Raw genomic sequence first — 14,198 nt, forward strand, 5'->3', positions numbered from 1 at the left:
CCGATGAAAGCGCAAACAGCCTATGGCCAGCGCCTGCTCCGCGGACAAGCCCCCTCCTACGAGCGCCTGCAGGCGCAATTGGCCGGTGACGGCAGCGAACCCCACGGCCAACCCCGTGCGGTACATTGCGGCTGGGGCCGGCTGCTGATCGGCCACACCTACCCGGACCCGGCCGTGCTCGCCGAGGCATTGCTCGACGAGCGCCCCGGCGAGCGAGACATCGCTCTGTATGTGGCCGCTCCCCAACAAGTGCTGGCCCAGGCCCCGCAACAGTTGTTCCTCGATCCTTCGGACACCCTGCGCCTGTGGTTCACCGACTACCGCCCTGCGCAACGCGTGTTCCGCGGATTTCGCATCCGCCGGGCCCAGGCCGACGCTGACTGGCATGCCATCAACGCCCTTTACCAAGGACGCGGCATGCTGCCGGTCAACCCAGAGCTGCTCACCCCCCATCACCTGGGCGGGCCGGTGTACTGGCTGGCCGAGGACGAGGACACGGGCGCTGTGATCGGCAGCGTCATGGGGCTGAACCACAGCAAGGCCTTCGATGACCCTGAACACGGCAGCAGCCTGTGGTGCCTGGCCGTCGACCCGCAATGCACCCGCCCAGGCGTAGGCGAAGTCCTGGTGCGTCATTTGGTCGAGCACTTCATGAGCCGCGGCCTGGCCTACCTGGACCTGTCGGTGTTGCACGACAACCGCCAAGCCAAGCGCCTGTACAAGAAGCTGGGCTTTCGCAACCTCCCGACCTTTGCAGTCAAGCGCAAGAACGGCATCAACCAGCCACTGTTCCTCGGCCCTGGCCCAGAGGCTTCGCTCAACCCCTACGCCCGTCTGATCGTCGACGAGGCCTACCGGCGCGGCATTGACGTGCAAGTCGACGACGCCAGCGCAGGCCTGTTCACCCTGAGCCTGGGCGGGCGCCGTGTCCGTTGCCGCGAATCCTTGAGCGATCTGACCAGTGCCGTGAGCATGACCTTGTGCCAGGACAAACGTCTCACCCAGCACGTTCTGGACGCCGCCGGTCTGCGCGTGCCGGTTCAACAGTTGGCCGGTAATGCCGATGACAACCTGGCTTTTCTCGAAGAGCACGGCGCGGTGGTGGTCAAGCCGGTGGATGGCGAACAAGGCCAAGGTGTCGCAGTCAACCTGGGCACTCTGGAGGAGATCAACCAGGCCGTCGAGCAGGCTCAACGCTTCGACAGCCGGGTACTGCTCGAAAGCTATCACCCTGGTCTGGACCTGCGCATCGTGGTGATCGGCTTCGAAGTGGTGGCGGCAGCGATCCGTCACCCGGCCCAGGTGATTGGAGACGGCAAACACAGCATTCAGGCCTTGATCGAAGCCCAAAGCAGACGGCGCCAGGCTGCCACCGGAGGCGAAAGCCGTATCCCGCTCGATGAGGAGACCGAACGCACCTTGCGTGCGTCGGGCCTGGACTACGACAGCGTGTTGCCGGCTGGACAACGCCTTGCCGTGCGCCGCACCGCCAACCTGCACACCGGCGGCACGCTCGAAGACGTCACCGAGCGCCTGCATCCGGTGCTGGCAGACGCCGCCGTGCGCGCCGCGCGCGCCCTGGACATTCCTGTGGTGGGCCTGGACCTGATGGTGCGCGATGCCGAGCAGCCGGACTACGTGATCATCGAAGCCAACGAGCGGGTGGGCCTGGCCAACCACGAACCGCAACCGACCGCCGAGCGCTTCGTCGACCTGCTCTTTCCCCACAGCCAAGCACCGACATGAAACCGTGCACAAGGTAAACCGGCTCCCATTGGGCTCGGCGCAGCTCTGTGGGAGCGGGCTTACCCGCGAGAGAACAGCGTTAACCCAAGGAGTACCTGATGTCTAACGGACACCCCGAACCCGATCTCGAGTACCTCAAACGCGTGCTGTTGGAAATGCTCGCCATTCCTAGCCCCACCGGTTTTACCGACACCATCGTACGCTACGTGGCCGAACGCCTGGACGAATTGGGCATCCCCTTCGAACTGACCCGCCGCGGCACCATCCGCGCGACGCTAAAAGGCCGTCAGAACACGCCCGACCGCGCCGTCTCGGCGCATCTGGACACCATCGGCGCCAGCGTGCGCCAACTGCTCGATAACGGCCGTCTGGCCCTGGCCCCGGTGGGCTGCTGGTCCAGTCGATTCGCCGAAGGCAGTCGCGTCAGCGTGTTCACCGATACAGGCGTGTACCGCGGCAGTGTGCTGCCGCTGATGGCGAGCGGGCATGCCTTCAACACGGCCATCGATCAGATGCCGATCAGTTGGGAGCATGTGGAAGTGCGTCTGGACGCTTACTGCGCTACCCGCGCCGACTGCGAGGCACTGGGGATAGCCATCGGCGACTTCGTCGCCTTCGATCCGCTACCGGAGTTCACTGAAAGCGGTCATATCAGCGCGCGTCACCTGGACGACAAGGCTGGCGTGGCAGCACTGCTGGCAGCACTCAAGGCCGTGGTGGAGTGCGGCCAGCAACCGTTGATCGACTGCCACCCGCTGTTCACCATCACCGAAGAAACAGGCTCTGGTGCCGCGGCAGCGCTGCCTTGGGACGTGAGCGAGTTCGTCGGCATCGACATCGCTCCGGTGGCACCCGGGCAGGCCTCAAGCGAACATGCCGTGAGCGTGGCCATGCAGGACTCCTCAGGCCCTTATGATTACCACCTCTCACGGCACCTTCTGAAACTGGCTGGCGACCACGACCTACCGGTGCGTCGTGACCTCTTCCGCTATTACTTCAGCGATGCCCATTCGGCCGTCACGGCCGGCCACGATATCCGCACCGCGCTGGTGGCGTTTGGTTGCGATGCCACCCACGGGTATGAGCGGACCCACATCGATAGCCTGGCTGCCCTGAGCCGCTTGTTGGCGGCTTATCTGCTCAGTCCACCGGTATTCGCCAGCGATTCGCACCCTGCAAATGCATCGCTCGAGCGCTTCAGCCATCAGCTGGAGCATGATGCCCAGATGGAAAGCGAGACAAGGGTGCCGGCGGTGGACAGCCTGGTTGGCAACAAGCCTTGAGCGCTTGGCGCGAGGAGGCACAGCACCTGAGGCAAGCCCTGCGCGATTGGCGTAGCATGCCCCCATCCCAGCCAAGACTTTGTGACCATGCTGATCCCCTACGACCAACTCGAAGCCGAAACCCTCACCCGTTTGATCGAGGACTTCGTAACCCGCGACGGCACCGATAACGGCGACGACACGCCCTTGGAAACCCGCGTACTGCGGGTCCGCCAGGCACTGGCCAAAGGTCAGGCGTTCATTTTGTTCGATCTTGAAAGTCAGCAATGCCAATTGCTGGCCAAGCACGAAGTGCCCAGGGAGCTATTCGACTGACTGCTTGCCCTGGCGCCGCTGCGCCAGGGCTTGTTTGACGCTGTCGCTGATCTCTTCCCGGTTTACCGTGATATCAGCAGGTGCCTTGATGCCCAGACGCACCTGTTCACTCCCTTGCACGGACAACACCCGAATCGTGATGTCGTCCCGGATCTTGATCGCCTGCCCCACCTGACGCCCTATCACCAACATGTCTGACCCTCCAATCCAACGGAAAACCAGAGACTGCCTGTGGCGCCTTCAACCGCACAACGTTACGCAGGTGAAATAGACGCATCCCACACAAACACGCGATTCCACCTACAGCCTTGTCTGCATCACCCTTGCTGCAACCGCGGCCCGAACACAATGAGGGTTGCACCGGCCACGCAGAGCAGTGCCCCTAGCCAGTCGCTGGCCATCGGCCGAGCCCGCTCCACCAGCGCCAGCCATAGCAATGAGGCAACGATATAGATACCGCCATAGGCGGCATAGGCACGGCCGGCATACGCCGCTTCGACACGGGTGAGAATCAGCCCGAACACCGTCAGGCTGGCCAGCGCAGGCGCTACCCACCAAGCGCTCTTGCCCAGGCGCAGCCAGAGATAAAATGCATAGCAGCCGCCAATCTCGAACAGCGCCGCCAAGAAAAACCATAGGTAATTGATCACACCGGTCATCCAGCCCATTTGAACGACGCATAGCATAACGGAGGCGGAAGCAAAGCATGGAGGGCTCTCAGGGGTTACCGTTCCATCGCAACCGCAGAAGTTCTCAGGCCAGCTCGATTTGTAATTCAGGATTCAATGCAAGCATTGCATGTAATAGTCTGATGTCATCAGTGGCATCAGCGCCTCTATTGTCTGGGGAATACAAGATCCCGGTGACGCCAACTTCTTTCGTCATCGTAAAATGTATTTTGGCGCACGGTCGGGTCACCACAAGGATTTCGTTATAATCCGAAAAAACACCGTGACCTCGGGTATGGTGCAATATCTCGAACGGCGGCTCGATGTGTCTGAAGCCACCCGCCCACATCATGTTTTGTTCGAACCCATTAAGCACTGCATCGGAAAACTCGTATCCATCGGCTGATGCATGGGTAGGAAAAAGTACATCCCGCGAGAACGTGCCGAGGATATTTTCAGGCGGCACATCCAATATAAAACCCACCGAATGACACATGGGTGTCACCTGAGACGAAATCTGCACAAAGCCTGCACGGTTCCTGCGCATCATACTGTGTGCCCACAGACGCCTGCGTATGACCAAAGACGTTGAAATCACATCCCAGGATCTAAAGACATCCTGTGCCCTGCCCGCTGACAGCGCGCCTGCCTGAAATCCATTCAAACAGAGCGTATGAACCAGGCATAGGCCATATTCTGAAAGCCGTCCCCACTCACGTAAATCGCGCTCGACCTGCTCGTCGAAGGAATACAACGGCGATGAACACGACGACCGTGGCTTGAATGCCGCCTTCGCCAAGCCCGCAGAGAGAGACTCTGCGCGCGATCGAAATCTGAAACATCCCATGCGAAGAGCCTACTAGCAAGATTTTGCGCAAATGGTATGTACACTGACAGATCGAGTATGGCGGTGTATGAAAACAACCAGCGGCGAGGAAAATCGAGGCCGACAACCAGACTCATATGTATTCGACAGCTAAATCCGGATTAACCTGACACAACCTGTCTAGCATAAACTGATCCCGCCTTTTGTCTCGGATGAAAGCGTTTCCATGCTGCGAGTAAATAATGCCTTGCACCCTAACCTCTTCCGTCGCCGAAAAGTGCACCCTGACATTGGGTCGGGTAACGACCAATATCTCGTTGTACACGGCACTTGGCGTGATGGTTTTCTTCAGGATCTCGGCAGGTGACTCAATCTTGGTAAACAGGTCTTCATTGAAAAGTTTTCCTTTTGCCGTTCGCCTTGCCAGTATTCGAGATGCAAATTCGTAGTGTGCCGCCGGCGCATGAGTCGGAAAGAAAACATCATACTCGTGAGTACCTAATATATTTTGGGGAGGTACTTTTAAAATCAGCCCCAGGTTGGCGTACAGACAATTGCAGCTATCGATCTGTCGAAGAATCCGGTTTGGGAGATTGTGTGCTTGGGCCTGTCGCCGGATACGATTACGTGCAATCATGGACGTGGAAATTACGTCCCACCCCCTCAACACATCCTGCGCTCTTCTTTGGAATAACTCGCCCCCAAAAGAGCTAATGCCCAAAGCATGCACCAGACACAGCCCATATTTCGAAATATCCCCCCACGCCTCCAAATCACTTTCCACTTTTTCGTCGAAAGAGAATCTAGGCGTAAAGGATGCTCGCGTTGAACTGAAAGCCGTCTTGGGCTCTGCAACCGAAAGGCAATTCAGTCTTCGTATAACCTGGGATACTTTCATCCAACCTCTCAAGAATACTATGCAAAGGCATCAAACGTGCCCAAACTTCAAACACACAATGTCCACACCGGAGTTTCAGGCGGCAGTACGGCGCCCCGCACCATCATTAGCTTTCTTCCGACCTTTAACGCCTCGCTGGCGCATAGGGCCCCCTGAAGTAATTCGCCGTATGAAAACCCAACCACAACTTCCGATTTTCATGGGAAAACTCGGACTGCGTGTCCTTCGAAAGCACCACGATATCTTTGGCGATGACTCTCTGCGTGACAACACCATGTACATGTTGGTTGGGTTTGCCCATGATCAAAACTTCATTATGCTGCCAACGGGTCGATTTCATTAGCGTTTTGGGTGTAACAACGTTGAAGGAGGCATCCGTCTGAGACGTGATATCTGGACCTTCAACACTGAATAACCCATTGTTTGCCAATATGAATTTTTGCTGATTGATTCGGGTACGAGTCATCATCGGTGCCGCCGCAGCACGTAGGATATTTTGCGGCGGCACGTCGAGCACAATACCAAGTTCCTCCGGCATACCGGAAAATAAATGCCCGTCCCTATTCATTCGCCGATAGCTTTTCCGTTGCTTTTCGATGTCGCTCGGATTGACCAATGACGTGGACAGTACCCAATGACGATCAATCCACTGTTGGATGACTGGCAATTCATAGCCACATAAAGCCGTGATGGAGGTGAAGGGGCACACCAGCATCATGCCTTGGCGGTCGAGATTCTCCCACTGCGATAAAACCTGCTGCATCGCGGTGTGATTGGAATATAGTTTTCGCTCTTTCGCTTTTGAAACCATCGCTCAGATTCACACTGCTCGCCAAGTCAGGCTTACCCTTCCTCGACTGGAAGATCGGGATTCAATTCGCGCAAGCGCTGAAGCACCTCGGCTTCCGACGGACTGAGACCACAACTTCCTTGAGTGTAAATAATACCCTTCACTTCAACGTTCTTCGTTTCCGAAAAGTGCAACCTGACATGAGGGCGGGTCACCACGAGAATCTCGTTATACTTAGTACCCGGCATCTCTTTCCCGGTCCTTTCCATTATCCTGCGCGGCGACTCAATCTGAGTATATGCCCCTCCTAATACCGGACGCGCTGTACTTCTGTCGCCTAAAACTGCACTCGCAAACCTGTAGTCTTTTGCCGGTTCATGCGTTGGGAAGAAGACGTCCGTTGGGAAGGTTCCCAGAATATTTTCTGGCGGTACCTGTAGAATCAACGCGACATTTGCATACATCGTCGGAGGCTTCCTTAGCAGCCGGGCGATCTTTGGATCCCGATTGCGGATCTGCACTTGCGCCCATGGCCGTCTGCGACTGATCAACGACGTTGAAATGACATCCCACCCGCTCAAGACGTGCTGTGCGCGCCCTTGGAACAGCTCACTGTCGTCCAGCGCGTGCTCGCCCACGGCATGCACCAAGCACAGCCCCATCTCGGAAATACGCCCCCATTTTTGCAAATTTTTTTCGACTTTCTTGTCAAAAGAATATGCTGGATAGGCAGTCGCCGGTTTGAAGGTAAAAGCAGCTTTGGAATCCTTTCCCGATAGCGCTTCGAATCTCGAACTGACGCGTATTTTATTCAACCACCCCACATGACACCTCGTATTAGCCCACGCCTTAGACCTGTACAACACCAAGCCCTGGATTCAACTGACGAAGGCGACTTATAAAATCCAACCGTTCGAAACTCGATCGGTCCCGATTATTTTCCGCAACCTCGAATTTAGGCGCATAAAGAATACCGCGCACCCTGATCGGTTGCGTCATCGTGCAATATATATTCACATTAGGTTTGCCGACGACCAGCACTTCATTATGAAACGCCGTTCGCCCAATGATGTCGCTTGGCGGAACGACCTTATTATATTTCTCCACCAGCCTTTGCGAAAATAGCTTGGAGACACCATTGAGTATTGCATCGGCAAACTTAAAATCCTTACTGGGAAGGTGCGTCGGAAACATGACATCTTCCGGGAAGGTTCCCAGAATATTTTGCGGCGGCACTTCCAGAATGAAACCCAGCTCGCCGAACACCTGGGTTGGAATGGCTGATCCTGTATTGTTATAGCGGCGTCTGTACCTGAAGACCCGCAGGGAGTCCACCAGACTGGTGGAGAAGACATCCCACGACTTGAAAACGTCTTCGGCCCGTCTCTTTGAAAGGTCGCCTCTTTCGAACTTATCCAGGTCGAAAGCATGCACGAGAAATCTGTTCTGCTCCGCCAGTCGCTCCCATTGACCCAGGGCGTGCTCGACACTTTTATCATAAGAGTATTTGGGGTGCAGCCGCCCCACGTCGCTCAACCTGCCCATCGATAGTTCAAGTGCCCGTTCGTATATGATGGCACGTCAGCATGTATGAACGCACCGCACCTCTACAATTCCTCAACAAGGTCTTACATGGAATAGACTTCAAGGCCTGGATTCTGCACTCGCAGCAGCCTAATCAAATTAAAATCTTCACGCAGTTTTTCACTATCGTTCCGATTGACAATTACCACACCCTTTACGTTGATTTTGCGCGTCTGGGCAAAATGCACATGCGTGTTGGGCCGACCAATGACCAGTACTTCATTGCCAACATTTTTGTACTTGAGCAGCTCCTCCGGCGTCATAATTTTGCGATACCCGCCTTTGATTATCTTTCCGCTCTGGCTAATACCCGCCTCTATGCTGTGGGCCAACTGATACTTAGAGGTCCGTCCATGAAACGGCAGCCCGACAGGCCGAGTAAACGTCCCGAGAATATTTTGAGGATTTATGTCCAGAATCAGGCCAACCCCGCGAGTCCACGGTACCGAGGCAGGGTTGCCATACGAAGCCAATGAGGTGGAAAACACATCGCACTCCCCGATAACATCCTCCGCTGTTCGCCGACTCAGATCACTGCTCAAGAAACACTCCAGCGTCACGGGATGTGCCAAGAAAAGGTCGCGATCATCCAGGTCTTCCCACGTTGTCAATCGCTGTTCCAATTTGGGGTCGAGGGAATATTTTGGCGTGCATGCCTTGCCATGCATATTGACCTTGGTATTGGCGGGGCGCCGCCGCAGCAAAGACGACGTAGCAGTTGCCAACTTGGACTTCAAATCAGTCATGAGTCTCTCACTTTCAGATTTTGTTCAAACAGATAATATTCGACCATTCGCCACTTCGATTGATCGGCGATTGATCACGTCTCGACAGTCTTAAACAACACTAAGCGGCAACGTCGGATTTAACTCACACAACCTTCGCAGTAACGCAACCCTTTCCCAAGGCAGGTCACGCAAAGACAACTCGCAATTCTGATGGTGGAGAATACCGACGACCTTGATGGGCTTGGTCATTGCGTAGTGCAACTTGAATCCCGGCCTGCCCACGACGAGAACTTCACTGTATATATAAATCTTCGACGCCACCCACTCAGGCGTCTCGATACGATTGTAGCCGCCTTTTATATAAACGCGCCGCCCCAACGGCTTGTCTTTATAGGCCGAACGCCCAGACAATACGGATCGGGCAAACTTATTCTTCTCACCCGTTTCATGGGTGGGAAAGTACACATCCCCCCTGAAAGTACCTAAGATATTTTCAGGCGGGACCTCCAATATCAGTCCAATCGCGGCAAACGTTCCGAGTGGCGCCTGTTGCCTTCCAGCTTTACCGCTCGGACAGGCTATCAAGGAGGTCGAGAACACGTCCCACCGCTGGAATACCTCCTCAGCGGGCCTTCTCGTCAATTCACTCGAGAGGCCATGGTCAGTCCTGATCGCGTGCACCAGGCAAAGGCCCTTAGCAGAAAGATTCGCCCATTCACCCAACTTGGACTCTGTCGCTGGATTCGTCGAGTACCGCGGGCCAGGTAGGACGCCACGCATTTCAAAGTTGGAAACCGACGGCATGGCGTGTTTATACGCTGCCTTGGAACTGAAGATGCTCATTTCTTGCCCCCTACGCTTCGACCGCCGAAAGGTTTTTCCACTGACACTGATAGCGGTTTTTCGAAAACGACAGAGTCAGCACCCCTGTCTTCCCCTGTTCGGCCGCTACGACCCTTGCCAGCTCGGGAAGCACGTGTTCATCGATCAGTTCATCGATTTCTCGCGCCCCGCTTTGGCTCACACGGCACGCCGTTGCAATCGCTTTGACAATGGCCGGTTTAACGACCAGCTGCATATGCCCTCGGGAGGCTTCACCGACGCGATCAACGATCTTGTCCAGTTTGAGCCGGGCAATTGCCATTAACTGTTCGAGGCACAGCGGTTGATAGACCTGTAGATTCACACGCCCCATGAAGGCCGGCTTGAACACCTGGGCACAGGCTTGGCGAACATGCGACATCACCTCATCGTCCGCACGACATTCAGTCAGCAGTTCCGATCCCACATTAGTGGTCATCACCACCCAGGCATCATGGAAACTCACGCGTTGCCCTTCGGCGTCTTCCATCCAGCCCTTATCCAGGACCTGGTAGAACATCTCGCGTACGTCGGGGTGAGCTTTTTCGAATTCGTCCAGCAACAGCACGCAGTGCGGTCTCTTCCTGACCGCTTCGGTCAATCTTCCGCCTTTGCCATAGCCTACGTAGCCGGCCGGTGCCCCTTTGAGTGCAGAGACCGTATGCGCCTCTTGAAATTCGGACATGTTCAGCGTGATCAGGCTCTCTGGCCCTGAGCCATACACCTGTGCCAATGCCAATGCCGTTTCTGTCTTGCCCACCCCCGAGGGGCCGGCCAGCATGAACACTCCAGCCGGCTTGTCCGGTGCCTGCAGCCCCGCTCGGGTGATGAACAGTTTGCGGGCCAGCGCCTTCAATGCCGGTTCCTGACCGGCCACGTAGGTTTGCAGCTGGCCGAGCAACGTCGTTTCGCTGGCTTGCGTGCGTTCCTTGAGCTTGCCAAGTGGGATTCCGGTCCAGCCCGAAAGCACATGCGCCACGCACATCGCATCGACGTGGGCATGGACCATCACCTGCTGTTCATGCGCCTCGGCCACCTCCCAAACGTAATAGGAAACATCCGCTTGGCGTGTCAGACGAAACCTACATCCAAGCATCAGTCATGCAACGGGCTTCAACGTGTAAAAGCGCCCCATGAGGTCGTCAATCGGCCTTGCCGGAAGTACGGGGTCGAAGCGGGAAGTGTGGGCAATCTGGCTTACCTTTTTAACGAGACTGGTCCCAATGAAACTGCGAAACGTCCTATGGGATTGTGAAATTTCTCATAGCCAATAAAAACGCCCCGACTGGCGGGGCGTCATTGGCAGAAGCAAGACCTTAGTGGGAAACCGCGCCACTGGCCCCCAAACCGGTCTGCGAACGGACGAACTGCGGGAAGAACAGCGCGCGCTCGTCTTCGGCAGCCTTGGACTTGTCGGTCACCGAGAAGAACCAGATACCGGCAAAGGCGATGAGCATGGAGAACAGCGCCGGGTACTCGTACGGGTAGATGGCTTTTTCATGGCCGAGGATTTGCACCCAGATGGTTGGGCCAAGGATCATCAAGCCGACCGCGCTGACCAGGCCCATCCAACCACCGATCATGGCGCCGCGGGTGGTCAGCTTCTTCCAGTACATCGAGAGCAGCAACACAGGGAAGTTGCAGCTGGCGGCGATGGAGAAGGCCAGGCCCACCATGAAGGCGATGTTCTGGTTCTCGAACAGGATGCCCAGGCCGATCGCCAGTACGCCCAGGGCGATGGTGGTGATCTTCGACACACGGATCTCGTCCTTGTCGTTGGCCTTGCCCTTGCGCCATACGCTGGCGTACAGGTCATGGGACACCGCCGAGGCGCCGGCCAAGGTCAGACCCGCCACTACCGCCAGGATGGTGGCGAAGGCCACTGCGGAGATGAAGCCCAGGAACACGCTGCCGCCTACGGCATTGGCCAGGTGCACCGCCGCCATGTTGTTGCCGCCGATCAGGGCGCCAGCAGCGTCCTTGAAGTCCGGGTTGGTGCTCACCAGCAGGATCGCGCCGAAGCCGATGATGAAGGTCAGGATGTAGAAGTAACCGATGAAACCGGTGGCGTAGAGCACGCTCTTGCGCGCTTCCTTGGCGTCGCTGACGGTGAAGAAGCGCATCAGGATGTGCGGCAGGCCGGCAGTGCCGAACATCAGCGCCAGACCCAGGGAGAACGCCGAAATCGGGTCCTTGACCAGTCCGCCCGGGCTCATGATCGCCTCGCCCTTGGCGTGGACCTTGATCGCCTCGGAGAACAGGGTATTGAAGTCAAAGCCTACGTGCTTCATCACCATCAGCGCCATGAAGCTTGCGCCGGAGAGCAGCAGCACGGCCTTGATGATCTGTACCCAGGTAGTGGCCAGCATGCCGCCGAACAGCACATACAGGCACATCAGGATACCCACCAGAATCACCGCGACGTGGTAGTCCAGGCCGAACAGTAGCTGGATCAGCTTACCGGCACCGACCATCTGGGCGATCAGGTAGAACGCCACGACCACCAGAGAACCGGAAGCCGACAGCGTGCGGATTTCCTTCTGCCCGAGGCGATAGGAAGCCACGTCGGCGAAGGTGTACTTGCCCAGGTTGCGCAGGCGTTCGGCAATCAGGAACAGGATGATCGGCCAGCCGACCAAAAAGCCGATCGAGTAGATCAGGCCGTCATAGCCGGAGGTGAACACCAGCGCGGAAATCCCCAGGAAGGAGGCTGCCGACATGTAGTCACCGGCAATCGCCAGGCCGTTCTGGAAGCCCGTGATGCGACCGCCCGCGGCATAGTAGTCCGAGGCCGACTTGTTGCGCTTGGAGGCCCAGTAGGTAATACCCAGGGTAAAGGCGACGAAGGCGACGAACATCGCGATCGCCGAGACGTTGAGCGGCTGCTTGTGCACCTCGCCGGTCAGGGCATCGGCGGCCCACACGGCGGGTGCGAAAGCGCCGCAGGCCAGGACGGCCAGGGCTTTGGCTTGGCGGATCATTGTTGCGCCTCCTTGAGGATCTCTTTGTTCAGCTCATCGAATTCGCCATTGGCGCGACGCACGTAGATAGCGGTCAGGACAAATGCCGCAACGATCAGGCCGACGCCCAAGGGAATGCCCCAGGTGATCGACGAGTCAGGGCTGAGTTTGGAGCCCAGGATCTGCGGGCCATAGGCGATGAGGAGGATGAAGCCGCAGTAGAGACCGAGCATGATCGCCGAAAGAATCCAGGCGAAACGCTCGCGCTTGGTGACCAGTTCCTTGAAGCGCGGACTGTTCTGTATCGATTGGTAGATGCTGTCGTTCATTGTTTTTGTCCTAGCAGCAACGCAAATAAGGGAGAACCCGCCCTTACTTTATTCTGCCGATGGACACCAACCAGACGACCTTAGTCTTAGATGCAACGGTGTTTTACAGATTGCGTAACAAATTCGCGGGTAAACCCGCTCATACAGGCCTGTGCAATACCTGTAGGAGCGGGTTTACCCGCGAAAACAGCAGAGTCGACTACAGAGTCTGATTACTTGCCGGTCCACTCCTTCACGCGCTCTGGGTGCTTGGCAACCCAATCCTTGGCCGCGGCATCGGGCTTGGCACCTTCCTGGATGGCCAGCATGACCTCGCCGATCTCATCCTTGGACTGCCAGTGGAAGTTCTTCAGGAACTCGGCCACTTCTGGCGCCTTGGTCGCCAGTTCCTTGCTGCCGATGCTGTTGACGGTTTCGGCGGCACCGTACACACCTTTCGGATCTTCAAGGAACTTGAGTTTCCATTTGGCGAACATCCAGTGCGGCACCCAGCCGGTCACGGCGATGGATTGCTGCTTGGCGTAGGCGCGGCCCAGTTCGGCAGTCATCGCCGCGCCGGAGCTGGCCTGCAGTTTGTAACCGTCCAGGGCGTAGTCCTTGATGGCCTGGTCGGTCTTGAGCATCACGCCGGAACCGGCGTCGATGCCAACGATCTTGTGCTTGAAGCTTTCATCGGTCTTGAGGTCGGCAATGCTGGCAGCCTTGACGTACTCCGGCACGATCAGGCCGATCTTGGCATCCTTGAAATTAGGGCCGTAGTCGACCACCTTGTCCTTGTTCTTGCCCCAGTATTCCCCATGGGTGACCGGCAGCCAGGCCGACAGCATGGCGTCGAGCTTACCGGTGGCCACACCCTGCCACATGATGCCGGTGGCGACGGGCTTGAGGTCCACGTCATAACCGAGTTTCTGCTTGATCACTTCGGCGGCCACATAGGTGGTTGCCACACTGTCGGACCAACCATCCACGTAACCTATGCTTACTTCTTTGGCCATTGCCTGTGCAGCGCTCACGGCCAAAACCAGGGCTGTCCCCACACCCAGGAAACGTCGCATTTTTGTAAACGTAGCCATCAAAGCATCCCCTCGTCAGGTCTCGGAAGTTGCATCATCATCCTCACACCATAGCCGACCTGCTCTGAGCACGACCTTTACCGACCGATAAACGACAGCAAATCGCCATCAATCACTGAGCCATCATGCGCCCTGCG

16 protein-coding genes are annotated in these 14,198 nt (G+C 56.9%); 3 read left to right on the plus strand and 13 right to left on the minus strand.

What is annotated here, in order from left to right:
- Positions 1–3 precede the first annotated feature (3 nt).
- The 3 genes from ngg to J5X93_RS19590 all read left to right on the plus strand — a co-directional run bounded on the left by ngg (position 4) and on the right by J5X93_RS19590 (position 3,344).
- Positions 4–1,746, plus strand: a complete 1,743-nt coding sequence (gene ngg / locus J5X93_RS19580; RefSeq protein WP_043206610.1) for an N-acetylglutaminylglutamine synthetase — start codon at positions 4–6, stop codon at positions 1,744–1,746.
- A 98-nt stretch (positions 1,747–1,844) separates the two neighbouring features.
- Positions 1,845–3,029: an osmoprotectant NAGGN system M42 family peptidase gene (locus J5X93_RS19585; RefSeq protein WP_043206611.1), complete on the plus strand. Its 1,185-nt coding sequence runs from the start codon at positions 1,845–1,847 to the stop codon at positions 3,027–3,029.
- An 87-nt stretch (positions 3,030–3,116) separates the two neighbouring features.
- Positions 3,117–3,344 (plus strand): YheU family protein, encoded by a 228-nt coding sequence (locus J5X93_RS19590; RefSeq protein WP_043206612.1) that lies wholly within the window; start codon positions 3,117–3,119, stop codon positions 3,342–3,344.
- Here the strand turns inward: J5X93_RS19590 and J5X93_RS19595 are convergent.
- The 13 genes from J5X93_RS19595 to J5X93_RS19655 form a co-directional block, all read right to left on the minus strand.
- Positions 3,333–3,536, minus strand: coding sequence for a carbon storage regulator (locus tag J5X93_RS19595; RefSeq protein ID WP_043206614.1), 204 nt, complete (start codon positions 3,534–3,536; stop codon positions 3,333–3,335). The two genes, J5X93_RS19590 and J5X93_RS19595, sit on opposite strands and share 12 nt — an antisense overlap.
- Positions 3,537–3,661: 125 nt before the next feature.
- Positions 3,662–3,994, minus strand: a complete 333-nt coding sequence (locus J5X93_RS19600) for a YnfA family protein (RefSeq protein WP_090344022.1) — start codon at positions 3,992–3,994, stop codon at positions 3,662–3,664.
- 103 nt (positions 3,995–4,097) lie between these two features.
- Complete coding sequence (locus tag J5X93_RS19605; RefSeq protein WP_043206616.1) at positions 4,098–4,508, minus strand: hypothetical protein; 411 nt, start codon at positions 4,506–4,508, stop codon at positions 4,098–4,100.
- Positions 4,509–4,971: 463 nt separating this feature from the next.
- Positions 4,972–5,736 (minus strand): hypothetical protein, encoded by a 765-nt coding sequence (locus J5X93_RS19610; protein ID WP_197853331.1) that lies wholly within the window; start codon positions 5,734–5,736, stop codon positions 4,972–4,974.
- 124 nt (positions 5,737–5,860) lie between these two features.
- On the minus strand, positions 5,861–6,547 hold the full coding sequence (locus tag J5X93_RS19615; protein ID WP_145997245.1) for a hypothetical protein: 687 nt from the start codon (positions 6,545–6,547) through the stop codon (positions 5,861–5,863).
- A gap of 32 nt (positions 6,548–6,579) precedes the next feature.
- Positions 6,580–7,341, minus strand: a complete 762-nt coding sequence (locus J5X93_RS19620) for a hypothetical protein (RefSeq protein ID WP_139205737.1) — start codon at positions 7,339–7,341, stop codon at positions 6,580–6,582.
- Between the two features lie 34 nt (positions 7,342–7,375).
- Positions 7,376–8,071 (minus strand): hypothetical protein, encoded by a 696-nt coding sequence (locus J5X93_RS19625; protein ID WP_102082277.1) that lies wholly within the window; start codon positions 8,069–8,071, stop codon positions 7,376–7,378.
- A gap of 83 nt (positions 8,072–8,154) precedes the next feature.
- Positions 8,155–8,856 carry a hypothetical protein gene (locus J5X93_RS19630; protein WP_102082278.1) on the minus strand — a complete coding sequence of 234 codons (702 nt, stop codon included), beginning with the start codon at positions 8,854–8,856 and terminating at the stop codon, positions 8,155–8,157.
- A gap of 90 nt (positions 8,857–8,946) precedes the next feature.
- Positions 8,947–9,681 carry a hypothetical protein gene (locus J5X93_RS19635; protein WP_043206620.1) on the minus strand — a complete coding sequence of 245 codons (735 nt, stop codon included), beginning with the start codon at positions 9,679–9,681 and terminating at the stop codon, positions 8,947–8,949.
- Positions 9,682–9,691: 10 nt separating this feature from the next.
- The gene (locus tag J5X93_RS19640) at positions 9,692–10,735 is read right to left on the minus strand and encodes an AAA family ATPase (RefSeq protein ID WP_180962736.1); all 1,044 of its coding nucleotides are present in this window, start codon (positions 10,733–10,735) and stop codon (positions 9,692–9,694) included.
- A 280-nt stretch (positions 10,736–11,015) separates the two neighbouring features.
- On the minus strand, positions 11,016–12,680 hold the full coding sequence (locus J5X93_RS19645; RefSeq protein ID WP_043206636.1) for a cation acetate symporter: 1,665 nt from the start codon (positions 12,678–12,680) through the stop codon (positions 11,016–11,018).
- Positions 12,677–12,988, minus strand: coding sequence for a DUF485 domain-containing protein (locus tag J5X93_RS19650; RefSeq protein ID WP_043206637.1), 312 nt, complete (start codon positions 12,986–12,988; stop codon positions 12,677–12,679). Before J5X93_RS19650 ends, J5X93_RS19645 begins: the two co-directional genes overlap by 4 nt.
- Before the next feature lie 212 nt (positions 12,989–13,200).
- A complete protein-coding gene (locus J5X93_RS19655) occupies positions 13,201–14,061 on the minus strand; it encodes a glycine betaine ABC transporter substrate-binding protein (RefSeq protein WP_043206638.1) in 861 nt (286 codons plus the stop codon).
- Positions 14,062–14,198: the final 137 nt, after the last annotated feature.

Origin of the sequence: Pseudomonas sp. BYT-1, assembly GCF_023611805.1 — a bacterium.
Taxonomy (GTDB): domain Bacteria; phylum Pseudomonadota; class Gammaproteobacteria; order Pseudomonadales; family Pseudomonadaceae; genus Aquipseudomonas; species Aquipseudomonas guariconensis.